The following is an 11,947-nucleotide window of genomic DNA, read 5'->3' on the forward strand; positions in this document are numbered from 1 at the left end:
CGTACGCTTGGCTTGCGAATCGCTTTGCGATTCGCCGGGCCCAGCCCTCAAATGAATATACGGAAGGGATGGGGCTTTTTTTATCGGGCTTCTTCGCGCACTATCGGCAGAATCCTGACGGATTCGCCTGTCGTACGCTTGGCTTGCGAATCGCTTTGCGATTCGCCGGGCCCAGCCCTCAAATGAATATACGGAAGGGATGGGGCTTTTTTTATCGGGCTTCTTCGCGCACTATCGGCAGAATCCTGACGGATTCGCCTGCCGTACGCTTGGCTTGCGAATCGCTTTGCGATTCGTTGGGCCCAGCCCTCAAATGAATATACGGAAGGGCTGAGGCTTTTTTTATCGGCCTTACCCCGGCGGTGAAGTTTTACGGGCTCGGAGCCGAACATATAACAGACGATGAAAAGAAGACACCTAATCAGTTGCTTGATTCTCTGCATCTGTGCTGCGGCGGGGGCGGATATTTATCATACGATAAAGCCGGGAGAAACCCTCTATCGTTTGTCCCGGGAATATGGTGTTTCCGTAGACGAACTGAAAACAATCAACGACATTGATGACGTAAGTGACATACGAGTCGGTACCCGTCTTTTAATCAGGAGAGAGCAGACAAGCTCATCGACCTTTGAAAAATACACTGTCGAAAAAGGCGATACCCTCTATCGAATAGCCAGAAACAACGACATGAGTCTTAGTGAGCTGCTTGAATTGAATGATCTCAATGAAGATCATATGCTGAGGGTAGGCGAGGTACTGAAAATCGGTACAACTGAAGAGAATTCGGAAAACGGTGTAACGAATCAGCAGGCAGTTGCTGTAAACCAACCGGAGAACGGAGACGAAAACGTCTCCGGGGATGGGAAAACCGAGTTTTTCTGGCCTCATCAGGGAGAAAGGATCAGCCTGAACGGAAAACTGGTCGGCAAAGAGATAAAGGGCCTCAACGGAGACCCTGTTGTTTCGGTTTCTTCGGGAAAGGTTATCTGGGTAGCACCATACCATGGATACGGCAAGATCATCATGGTTGAAGCTCCGGACAAGCATATCTTTGCCTACGGAGGAAACGGCGATACTCTGGTCAATGTAGGCGATAACGTCAGGCCCGGTCAGAAGCTTGGACTTCTGGGAGCCGGAGGATCAGAGGGCGCTGCCAAAGCCTTCTTTTTCGTCTACCGGAACGGAAAACCCGTCGACCCTGAATCGGCACCGAGGAAGTAGAACCAGGATGAATACCAGAATTGTCGGAATTTGCGGAGGTTCGGGTTCTGGAAAAACAACTGTGGTCAGGAAGATCGGAGAATCGTTTCCTGATTTTGTCTGTATTCCCCAGGATAATTACTACAGATCGGCCTTCAATATAGACAACTCAAACATTACCAATGTCAATTTTGATCATCCCGATGCCTTTGATAATGAACTGATAATGCAGCATCTTTCTGCGCTGAAAAAGGGTAAATCCGTGGAAATGCCGCAGTACGACTTTGTAAATCATAAGCGTCAGGATCAGACTGTCCGGGTGGATCCTCATCCCCTGATTATCTTTGAGGGTATCCTGATTTTTTTTGATAAAAGAATACGGGATCTGATCGATCTCAAGGTTTTTATCGACACACCGGATGATATTCGCTTTATTCGCCGACTTCAGCGGGATATTCATGAACGAGGACGTACCATGGACTCTGTGATTCAGCAGTATCTGGAAAAGGTGCGGCCCGGTCATTCAGGGTTTGTGGAACCGACAAAACGCTATGCGGATATTATTATCCCCGAAGGGGGATTCAACGAAATAGCATTGGAAGTCCTTATCTCTTTTCTCCGCTCCGTCGGTTCCTGATTATTACCGTTCTATTGTTGAATTGGGAAGAGGGAGTTCCGAAAGTCGTTCTTTCAGGTAGCTGGAAAAGGATATTCTCGGAACCACAACCGCCGGCTTCGCCTCCACAGTCACTTCCCTGCCTGTTCCCGGGTGTTTGACGATCCTGGCCTTCCTTGCATCCTGCTGTTTTATGGAAAATCGACCTATCCTGCCCAGGGGAACCTTTTCTCCCAGGCAAAGACCTGTCTCGATAAGATACAGAAAATCGTCCACTATGGATTTGCATTCGGCAGCTGTTACAGCGTTTTTCTTTGCGACATAACGCACCATGCTTTTCATGGTGAACTGGTCAGGTACGGAGGACGGATCAAGGTGCAGGCTTCTGTTCAGCTTCATGAAGCCGTTGGTAAGGTAGATCGTTGCTTCCCGTATACGTTTTTCCTGTTCTTCTCTGGGTGTATCGGAGGAGCAGACTGCTATGCGGTAGATCGGACTGGTTTTGTTCAGCCTGCCTTCGGGAAAAGAGACAGATTCACCAACGACGATCGATTGCGGATATACTGATATGGTCTCGGTAAAGATGTCAGGTACATCAGTCCTGGTTTTTATACTCGCATATTCCAGGAGCCGCTCTTCCGTACCGGGTCCGATGCTCAAAATGGAACCTGAGCTCGTAAGGGCGAGTATGCCATTTCCTTCTCCGGGTACGACCTTTCTCTCAAGAAACATTCCCAGGGCTTCGGCCTGTTCCTGGAACAGGGAATCTTTTTCTTCCCACACCCGTGCAAGAAGCTCGAGGGAGTTCTCTTTCTGGTCGGGCAGAAGCCGGACCAGTGCTTCCAGATGACGCTGGATTTCCGGAGGTAAACTTTCAAAAACCATCACAGCCCCTTTAAAAATGATTTCATGGATCTTGATTCATTATTACAGTATACCTCTTTTTTTCAAAAAATCCCAATATAAATGGATTAATCTGGAAAACAGCGTTACTTTAACCGGTAATGGAGGATACAATATGACTGAGTATTTTAATCAATTGGACACCGCTATTGCAGAACATTTAAAGGGAATCAGAAAATCCCTTGACATTGAAAACGACAACGAAGCGCTTGAAGTACTTGCACAGGCATGGATTGAGAAGGAGGATGCCTTTAATCGCCAGATCGATGAAAAAAGCATGGAAACAGTGGAGGAGTTTGATCCCGACACTGAAGAAGGAGGGGTTCTTCTGCTAACCTATTCCGGATCTCTGCTGAGTATAGGTCCGCGGCAGAACAACCTGCGCAGTGCAAGTTATGCCAGTATAGGTCTGCGACAGGATGTACCCGAGTTCGCTGAGGAAGAAGATGCCCAGCTCGAAGGACCGGTACGGACCGGGGATCTGGCCCGTTTTGTCCGGGGACCGGTTCAGAGCAGCTCAAAGATATATAAAATGGCCATATTCAAGGAAGAGATGGATGCGGCGGAAGAAGAAGAGCTCCTGGCGGAGGTAACCCAGATTCTTGCTGAAGATTTTACCGAAGTAAACCGTACTATAATTGCCGGTGAGTAGGCAGGTTGTCGATAATTACCCTATGGCGGTCAACCAGATACTGATACAAAAACTGAAAAAACTTCGAGATGCAAAAACCCCTCCGGGATGTGATATCCTGGAGGGGGAGTTGCATACGATAATAGGGCTCATGAGTTCACCTTCCTGGAACGTACGTCCCCTCGACGACTCAGCAGCTCCGGGAGGACTTGTAAGGCTGGAACCCAATCTTCCAAGTCTTGTTATTCCTGACCTTCATGGAAGGAGGGATTTCTTTTACCGCGCCTTGACGCTTCCCCTGTATCAGGGCAGGAATTTTCTGGACCTTCTGGCTGAAAAGAGGGGAAATGTTGTTTGCGTGGGGGATGCTTTTCACGGAGAAGCGCCGGTTCGGGAGAGGTGGAAAGCGGCCTACGATGAGTTTCTCACCGGATTCAGGAAGCGAAGAGCTATGAACCACGAGATGGCTGACAATCTCAGACTGCTGCAGATGATCTTCTCGGTTATGCAGGAATACCCTGAGAATTTTTTCTTTCTCAAGGGAAATCACGAGAACATTGACAATGAGCTTGGGCGGGGAAACTATCCCTTCAGAAAATTCGTCAATGAGGGAGAAATGGTCAAAGTCTGGACCCGGCTTTTTCTCGGGGATAACTGTCTCGCTCTTCTGAAACAGTATGAAAACCTGCTGCCCCTTGCGGCGGAAGGGGACGGCTTTCTTGTTACCCATGCTGAACCGCAGCGGGGCTTTTCGCGCATGGAGATTATAAACGCATACAGTGATGACGATGTTCTCTACGGGCTTACCTGGACTGACAATGGAGAGGCACAGCCCGGTTCGGTGGCGAATACCCTGGACAGCTTCTTCCCTGAAAGGACGGGCTCAATCTGTTTCGGCGGACACAGGCCGGTAAAAGGCTTTTTCGCCCTGAGAAACGAGGACCGGTATGTGCAGATAAACCATCCCGTAGCTCAACTTGTTGCAATAGTTCGACGGGGTGAGGATTTTTCCCCGGACGAGCAGATTGTGCGGCTTGATACTGATAACACGGTGCGGAGAGGATAAGAATGGCGAAGCAGCCGGATAAGATCGACAAATACAACGAGGTGTCCCTTATCGCCCGCGGCGGCATGGGGGCAGTATATAAAGCTGTTCATCCAACCCTGAATCGTCCGGTGATTCTGAAGAAACTGACCCTGCGGGGGCAGAGTTCCTTTGCTGAGCGCTTTAAGCGGGAAGCACGAATCCTGATGGATTTTCGCCATGACGACATTGTCACGGTTTTTGACCACTTCAAGCAGGGGAGCTCATACTACATAGTCATGGAATACGTGGAAGGCAGTTCCCTGGAAGAGCTGCTGCGGGAACACCGGTACCTGGATTCCCTTGTATGTGCCTACATTGTTTTCCATTCAGCAAGGGCCCTTGCGTATGCCCATGATCGCGGAGTTATTCATCGGGATATAAAGCCCGCGAATATACTGATTTCCCGGGAAGGTGCTATCAAGCTCGCTGATTTCGGAATAGCAGCTTCCGCCGATGACACCGATCTGGCCCTTACAAGTGATGGAATGACCCTGGGAACCCCATCGTATATGGCCCCTGAACAGTTCGAGAACTCCAGAAATGTTGATGCCAAGGCGGATATCTATGCCCTCGGTATAATGACCTACGAAATGAGCACGGGGAAACGCCCCTATGCCGGCGGTTTTACCCCTGATCTGATCCATGCAAAACAGAAGGGCAGGTATAAAAGGCCGACCAGTTTCGTCCCTGTCATAGCAAAACCGCTCTTGAAGATTATACGGGGAGCAATGCGAAGTTCCCGAAAACGCAGGTACCACAGCGTGGACCCGATAATACGGCAGGCACGCAAGGTCCTGGAGCCCTATGATCAGGATGAAGTCAAAAACCTCCTGGGTGCACTGGTGCGGGGAGAAAAGGATATTCCCGCACCAAAACCACGTAAACGGCGTTTACGAACTCTTCTGCGCTGGCTGGGAATCCTGGCTGCAGCGGGATTATTGCTGTGGGGTGTATATGCCAGTACCCTGTTTCAGCCCCTGGTGCTTGGCGCCACCCACGGCAGGCTGCGGATACATCTGGAGGTGCCCGGACTCGCAGGATACTATGCAGGTAATCCGGTAAAGGCGGAACTTTTTGCCGATGACGGAAAGGACATTCCCAGAATAAGCCTCCCTGCACTGATTCCCCTGGGTTTTGTATCGAAGGGTGAAACTCGAAGGTATACCACCCTGCCGCTTATGCTCAAATCCGGGATGTACAGGATAAAGGTACTCTATGCAGGTCAGGTTTACTGGAAATCCTTTTATCTGCCTCCGTACTCGGCGGATGTTCAGGGCGGAATATTTGCAGAGACAGTGGAGTCCATACAACTTCCGGAGATTGAATCCGGACCTGTGGAGATTTCCTTCAATGTCTATGATGCGGTGCGGGGGAAATCTCTCAACGATCAATCCCTGGCTTATGTCGTGACCGAAGACGGTGCTATTCCTCTGTACAGGTTTCCGGAGATTACTTCGGGGCGGGTATGGCGTTTCATTGTACGATCCAGGGGATACATCGAACAGGTATACTCCCTGTATCTGGACCCCAGGGAAAGTCACCTGACCATTAACGCCGCCCTTTTGCCCAGACCTGCATTCCTGCGCCTTGATTCAGATGTACCGGATGCAGAAATACGGATAAACGATTCACGGACTGTTGATGCCTATGCTGATGTACCGGATGGAACATATCTGATACATTCCGTGGCAATCGAACCTGCAGACGGACAAATCTTGTCCGTCGCCCCGGGACGGTATCGGATTTCCTTTGAACGTAAAGGAGAAAAGACTGTTTATGATATCAACCTTGTTTCCGATGAAACCGCCTCGATCCTTGGAAAAATGGATAACGGGACACTGAAAATTGTTCGTGAACCCCGAAGGAGATAGAACCATATGACCAGGACAATTAAGAAAATTCTCTATATCTTGCTGGGTTTTTCTGCAGGATGCCTTGTGTGGGTTGTAACAGAACCATTCATGGCCGTCAGCGGCGGAACCTTTTATCTGCGGCTCATTCTCCAGGGAGGATTGATTGGAGCCGTTTACGGCGGGGTTTTAGGAGCAGGAGAGGGTATTTCCGTTTCTCTTCGATCTAAGGCCCTCCTGGGCGCCTCTCTGGGCTTCGGAATAGGTCTTGTTGCCGGAGTTGCAGCCATTCTTGTCGCCCAGGGCATGCTGCTGATTCTTACAGGATCAGGAAGTGCTTCGATTGCCGATATTACGGAACGATACCTTCCCGTGGCGAGAATTCTGGGCTGGACTTTCATGGGCGCATTGCTCGGCACCGTGGAGGGGATACGGGCAAAATCCCTGCGACGGGCCCTTTTCGGGGTAATCGGAGGAACTCTGGGGGGGCTCATCGGCGGGCTTCTCTTCGAGGGCTTGAACGCTGTAAAGGTTTCAGCCTCACTGCTTCGCCTGCTGGGTTTCTGTTCCCTGGGTCTCTTTATCGGAGGGGGTTTCAGTCTTCTGGAATCCCTTGGACGCTTCGGAGTTCTGAAAGTCATGAATGGCCGCTACAAGGGAAAGGAGTTTATTCTTTCCAAAAAGAGCAGCAATATCGGTTCGGAAAACCGATGCGATATTTCCATCCCGGGAGACCCGGACATGCAGAAGTTCCATGCACGGGTATTCCGGAAAAACCGGGAAATGCATATCGAACGAAAAACCGACGCGTCTCCTCTTTTTGTCAATGATAAAAGCTGTGAGATTCAGCGTCTGAAATATGAAGATGTCCTTCGCGTCGGACACACGGTTATCCGGTTCTTACCGTGATGATCTGCATGGTGGAGTGAATATGAAACGACTGACAATTAGTATCTGTTTGTTGCTGTTTTTTTCGGTGCTGTGGGGTCAGTCCGTCGAGATTACCCAGATAGAAAACCGAAGCCTCCTTGTCGACGGTACCCTTGATATCTATTTTCTGCCAAGAAATGAAGAGGGTGAACCCCGGGTTCTTCCGGAGAATACGGAACCGGAACTCTTTGTGGTGGATGGTGAAAAACGGATTCCCCAGAGAATATTAAGCCTGGAGCAGGATGCTCCGCGGAGACAGGGAATCAGTTTTCTGCTGCTCATTGACAACTCAGGTTCCATGCACGATGAGTATCTCGGGAATATGCTGCGTTTTGAGACCGCCAGATTCGCAGTGGATCAGTTCCTGCAGGATATAGATAATCCTCTGGACAGAATCGGCCTGTCCGCATTCAATACCTTCTATACTCCCCTTATTCCCGTCAGTCAGGTCTCCGCACAGTTTGAAGCGGCCCTGAATTCAATTCAGAGACCATCGAGGGAAAACTCCTACACTGAACTCTATCGCAGCATACAGCAGGCTGCACTGGATCTGGCTGATTCCCGGGGACGGCGGGCCATCATCGTCCTTTCGGATGGAGAAAACTTTCCCTATACCCTGTCCGGGAACCCCCATCCTCTTTACGGAGAAAAGGAGTTTGATCATCAGGATGCCCTCAAGACTCTGGTGGACGAAGGCATTAGTCTTTACGCTGTTCATATCGGAGAGACGAAGGACAAACCCCTTGACGATATTGCAAGAGAAAGCGGGGGGAGAAGTTTTACCGCGGATGACAGAGGAAATCTCATGAATGTGTATCTGACGATTCGTGATGAGATACAGCAGGAGTACAGACTGCGTTTTCGACCGCCCTACAGGGGATCCGATGTACATACGGTGGAACTGGAAATAGAAGACCAGACCTCTGTGGCCGACTACTACGTACCCCATTTCCTGGGTAAATATGCGTCTCCCCTGGGCTGGCTGGTTCTTATACCCCTGCTTATTGCAGCGGGGCTGATAGTCCTCGCTTTTCTGTATGTCTGGGAAAAACCGGCAACAGAGGCGGAAATCAATCTTCTTGCAGCCGGGAAGAATTTCTCCCCCAGAACCCGGGTGAATCTTACAAAAGAAGTAACAGTAATTGGAGCGGGGCGAAACGCAGATATGACCATAGCAGGAAATCCTGCCATGCGTGAGTCCCATGCGACTATTGTGTTCGACAGAAATTCCGGCAACTATACGGTCAGTGCGGATGCGGAGTTCCGGGTAAACAACCGTTTAAAAAAGAGTCACACCCTGAAGAGCGGAGACGTTCTCGACTTTGACGGTACCACGGTGGTTTTTGACAGACCCCCAAAACATAAAAAAACCTGAGAACAATTGTTCTCAGGTTTTCCCTCTCCCGGACAGACTCGAGTACTTGCGGTGTTTCTGACGAAACACCTGTCGTACCGGCGTGTTGTGCGGCAGCAAAACACTCGATAGGTTCGAGTCAGTTCTGAAAAATGAAAAAGGCTATCTGAAGTAATTCAGATAGCCTTACGCTCCCCCGGACAGACTCGAACTGCCGACCTAGTGGTTAACAGCCACCCGCTCTACCGACTGAGCTACAGGGGAATGTCCCAAGTGACGATGGGAAATATACATGAGGGGCAGATTACTGTCAATACTATCGGTGAAAAAAATTGACCCGGTAGTGAAGTTCGTAACCGCAGGTATCGCAGCAGTATTCATCATCATTCAGTATGCGGACCCTGTAGCCATTGCGCTGAATCAGGGTCCTCCCGCAGTGGGGGCAGAGGGTATCGGCGGCAGCACCAGTATTTCCCTGGTATACGTAGGTCAGGATCTCTCCGGCCCGTTTTGTTATACTGTCCATGGATTTCATGGCAGTTTCCGGAATTTGTGACTTGTAGTTCGGATAATACCGGCTTATGTGCAGGGGAATATTCCTGTCTATTCCTGCTATGAAACCAAGCAGGTTTTCGATTTCTTCAGGAGCATCATTTTTCCCGGGGACAATCAGAGTCGTAAGCTCCACATGACAGCGTTCTGAGGCTGTGGCAATGGATGATTTGACGGCATCGAGGTTCCCTCCGAGTTCATTTTTATAGTAATCGTGATTAAAGCTCTTGAGGTCGATATTCGCCGCGTCCATCGCCGAAAAAAGCTCTTCAGCGGCCCCTGTATTGACCATGCCGTTGGTTACAATAACGTTGGCAATTCCCGCTTTTCTGGCCAGGTCTGCGCAGTCCAGGCAGAATTCAATATGCACGAGGGGCTCGGAATAGGTATAGCTGATGCTGGGGCAGCCAGCTTCACGGGCTTTTTTCACGACTTGACTGGGGCTCATATGAACGGAATTTTCCCGTACCCGCTGGGAAATCTCGTAATTCTGGCAAAAGGGACAGCGCATGTTACAGCCCCAGAACCCGATGGAAAAGCTTCTTGTCCCGGGCAGAAAATGAAAGATCGGTTTTTTTTCTATCGGATCAATACCGCCGGAGGATATTGCTCCGTAGAAGGGCAGATAGAGTTCTCCCCCACGGTTCTCCCGTACTGCACACAAGCCTCTTTTCCCTGGAGCAATTTTACAGCTGTGAGGGCAGAGAGTGCATTCCAGTATGGTATTTTGCGATACCGTGTAGGCCACGGGATGTGTCCTTCCTTTTATTCTCTGTCCGTAAGAACCTGATGCAGAAGTTCAGAGTCGTGGTAATACTTGATGGTATCGCCCACTTCGAAGGGTTCGTATTTTACTCCCATGCTTCCGCGGCGTATCCAAAGCCTGGCCATAAAAAGGTTGGACCCCGAATCGGTAACGATACTGGGCATGTTTTCAGCATGCCGGATATCCTTGACTCTGAATTCATAAAAGGTCGTATTGCTGCTGAAGGGTTTTATGATCAACAGCAGCTTATCCGGGTCGTAGGGGTGTTTCTTGGGAGCTCCCTCGAAGGCTATACAATCCTGGGTAAAGTCCTCTTCCGACTCGTATCTGGTAATATCAAAAAGAGGGGCAGTGGATAGATATTTTCGAATGCTCATCTCAGCATATCCTCCGCTATACAGTATAGACCGATACGGTGAATTACGCAAAAGCTTATCTGGAATGGGTGGAAAGGGCCCTCTCCGCGGCGCCGGATATGTAATCGTCCAGTATTGCCCTGTCGTGGTCACTCATCCCCATATCCAGGGTCAGGATCTTGTTGTTTCTGACAATACGGGAAGGAAAGGTGAGGATTTTATCGTCCAGCTGAAGGGAACAGTCGGAAATAACGGTATTTTCTGAAATGGTTATGGTCTTATCCGGAGAGTCAGGATAAAAACGAACGCTGTGAATACTGATATCGATAATTGCGCCGGTAATAATCGAGAAGTTGTCGGGATGGCTGAACATAAAGGAGATTTCGTCATACGCTTTCGGTGTGTAGCGTCGGTACTTTCGATCTTCGCTGAAGAGCGCGTATCTCTGGATAATCTCTTCGATGGATGATCGTATTACATGGTCTTCCTGAAGATAGGGAACCAGTCCGTTTACCTCGAGAAGCTGAGATTTGGCAGCTTCGTCTTCAGTGAAGAGATCACCTGTGAAGAGTACGCATATACCCTGATCCTTCTTTTTCATTGTCCGGTAGTATCTTACAAAGGGCTTCCAGTGCCTGGGAAAGTCCTGGGTATGAAAGATAACCAGGTCCGGCTGGATTTCCTCCAGGTTATCCATGGCTTTAACGGGATTTCTGTACTGAACAATGTCTCCCCCCCTGGAAGAAAACTGTTCCTGCAGAGGTTCCTTGAAGTTCGGATCACGGGCTACCAGTAAAACAATCATTCGCTTCCCAGATTGCGGACATCGTAGGATACGATCATCCAGACGCTGTCTCGTCGGTTCAGATAATAGGTAAATTCTTTTACCTCTATAAAATCGGGATTCTGAAATTTCTCGCGTACCCTCACCGTTCCCTGGGTGGGGGTATACCTGGTTTCAAGAATCTCGAAAGAAATCGGAATCAGGAGGATCTCATCCCGGGTTTCCCGGGACTGAAGTGCTTCCCTGAAGTTTTGTACCATTGAAAGACGTTCCGCTTCTGAAGACCGGTCATAGCGGCGTCGAATTTCCGGTGTTTCAAGCATGAGAGATTCCACGTTCAGATAGAGGAAAAACTTGTTCCATTCCTCCATCTGTCGGGCCCTGATAAAGTATTCAACAACCTCGTCGGGAGGCAGAGCTTCCCTTCGCAGTATTTCTCCGGTTTCGGCGTCTATTCGCGATTCTATCCCCTGGGGGCCTTCTGAAGGGCGGACAGTGAAGGAGATAAGGTTTGACCGTAAAACATCTCCCGCTGATCTGAGCTCAGGGTAATAGAAAACCTGGGCGACATAGGCTCCGGGTTTTTCTATGGCAATATAATCCTTCAGAGGCTCCACAAAGGAGAAGCGTTCCCCCGGTTCTATATCAATGTCCCGGTAGTAGATGTGTTGATTCCTTTGGCGGGCCATGATAAATTGCTCTGAATGCTTGACCGGTTCATTGGTAAGAGTCGTAACGTTGAAGTCGACATTGAACCTGCGGTCATGGGCGGATTTGAAACGATACGTTTCATTTGTATTGTTGGAAATCTCGATCAGTATCTGGATCTCGCTTTCCGGATAATAAATCCGCTTATCATACAGGCGTATTGTTACATCGACACCGTTGTTATCGAGTGCTACGAGAGAGAATGGCATA

General features: G+C 49.5%; 12 protein-coding genes and 1 tRNA gene. 7 read left to right on the top strand and 6 right to left on the bottom strand.

What is annotated here, in order from left to right; genetic code table 11:
- The first annotated feature begins 429 nt into the window (after positions 1 to 429).
- A complete protein-coding gene (locus tag B4O97_RS16345) occupies positions 430 to 1,221 on the top strand; it encodes a M23 family metallopeptidase (RefSeq protein WP_158084362.1) in 792 nt (263 codons plus the stop codon).
- A 7-nt stretch (positions 1,222 to 1,228) separates the two neighbouring features.
- A complete protein-coding gene (udk, locus tag B4O97_RS16350; RefSeq protein ID WP_083052493.1) occupies positions 1,229 to 1,837 on the top strand; it encodes a uridine kinase in 609 nt (202 codons plus the stop codon).
- Positions 1,838 to 1,840: 3 nt separating this feature from the next.
- Here the strand turns inward: udk and B4O97_RS16355 are convergent, their stop codons facing one another.
- A complete protein-coding gene (locus B4O97_RS16355) occupies positions 1,841 to 2,701 on the bottom strand; it encodes an HU family DNA-binding protein (RefSeq protein ID WP_083052494.1) in 861 nt (286 codons plus the stop codon).
- A 133-nt stretch (positions 2,702 to 2,834) separates the two neighbouring features.
- Between B4O97_RS16355 and B4O97_RS16360 the strand changes: the two genes are divergently transcribed.
- The 5 genes from B4O97_RS16360 (at position 2,835) to B4O97_RS16380 (ending at position 8,592) form a co-directional block, all read left to right on the top strand.
- Positions 2,835 to 3,371 (top strand): hypothetical protein, encoded by a 537-nt coding sequence (locus B4O97_RS16360; RefSeq protein ID WP_083052495.1) that lies wholly within the window; start codon positions 2,835 to 2,837, stop codon positions 3,369 to 3,371.
- Between the two features lie 109 nt (positions 3,372 to 3,480).
- Positions 3,481 to 4,416, top strand: coding sequence for a metallophosphoesterase (locus B4O97_RS16365; RefSeq protein ID WP_158084363.1), 936 nt, complete (start codon positions 3,481 to 3,483; stop codon positions 4,414 to 4,416).
- A gap of 2 nt (positions 4,417 to 4,418) precedes the next feature.
- Positions 4,419 to 6,308 carry a serine/threonine-protein kinase gene (locus B4O97_RS16370; protein ID WP_083052498.1) on the top strand — a complete coding sequence of 630 codons (1,890 nt, stop codon included), beginning with the start codon at positions 4,419 to 4,421 and terminating at the stop codon, positions 6,306 to 6,308.
- Positions 6,309 to 6,314: 6 nt separating this feature from the next.
- Positions 6,315 to 7,196 carry an FHA domain-containing protein gene (locus tag B4O97_RS16375; RefSeq protein ID WP_083052500.1) on the top strand — a complete coding sequence of 294 codons (882 nt, stop codon included), beginning with the start codon at positions 6,315 to 6,317 and terminating at the stop codon, positions 7,194 to 7,196.
- A gap of 22 nt (positions 7,197 to 7,218) precedes the next feature.
- The gene (locus tag B4O97_RS16380; RefSeq protein ID WP_158084364.1) at positions 7,219 to 8,592 is read left to right on the top strand and encodes a VWA domain-containing protein; all 1,374 of its coding nucleotides are present in this window, start codon (positions 7,219 to 7,221) and stop codon (positions 8,590 to 8,592) included.
- Positions 8,593 to 8,762: 170 nt separating this feature from the next.
- Here the strand turns inward: B4O97_RS16380 and B4O97_RS16385 are convergent.
- From B4O97_RS16385 to B4O97_RS16405, 5 genes are all read right to left on the bottom strand, one after another.
- Positions 8,763 to 8,835 (bottom strand) — tRNA-Asn (locus B4O97_RS16385).
- 52 nt (positions 8,836 to 8,887) lie between these two features.
- A complete protein-coding gene (gene amrS / locus B4O97_RS16390; protein ID WP_233143093.1) occupies positions 8,888 to 9,871 on the bottom strand; it encodes an AmmeMemoRadiSam system radical SAM enzyme in 984 nt (327 codons plus the stop codon).
- A 17-nt stretch (positions 9,872 to 9,888) separates the two neighbouring features.
- A complete protein-coding gene (locus tag B4O97_RS16395; RefSeq protein WP_083052504.1) occupies positions 9,889 to 10,266 on the bottom strand; it encodes a hypothetical protein in 378 nt (125 codons plus the stop codon).
- Positions 10,267 to 10,321: 55 nt separating this feature from the next.
- On the bottom strand, positions 10,322 to 11,050 hold the full coding sequence (locus B4O97_RS16400) for a hypothetical protein (RefSeq protein WP_083052505.1): 729 nt from the start codon (positions 11,048 to 11,050) through the stop codon (positions 10,322 to 10,324).
- A complete protein-coding gene (locus tag B4O97_RS16405) occupies positions 11,047 to 11,946 on the bottom strand; it encodes a hypothetical protein (protein WP_143305782.1) in 900 nt (299 codons plus the stop codon). The genes B4O97_RS16400 and B4O97_RS16405 overlap by 4 nt, the downstream gene beginning before the upstream one ends.
- Position 11,947 lies beyond the last annotated feature (1 nt).

This window comes from Marispirochaeta aestuarii, assembly GCF_002087085.1.
GTDB lineage: Bacteria > Spirochaetota > Spirochaetia > JC444 > Marispirochaetaceae > Marispirochaeta > Marispirochaeta aestuarii.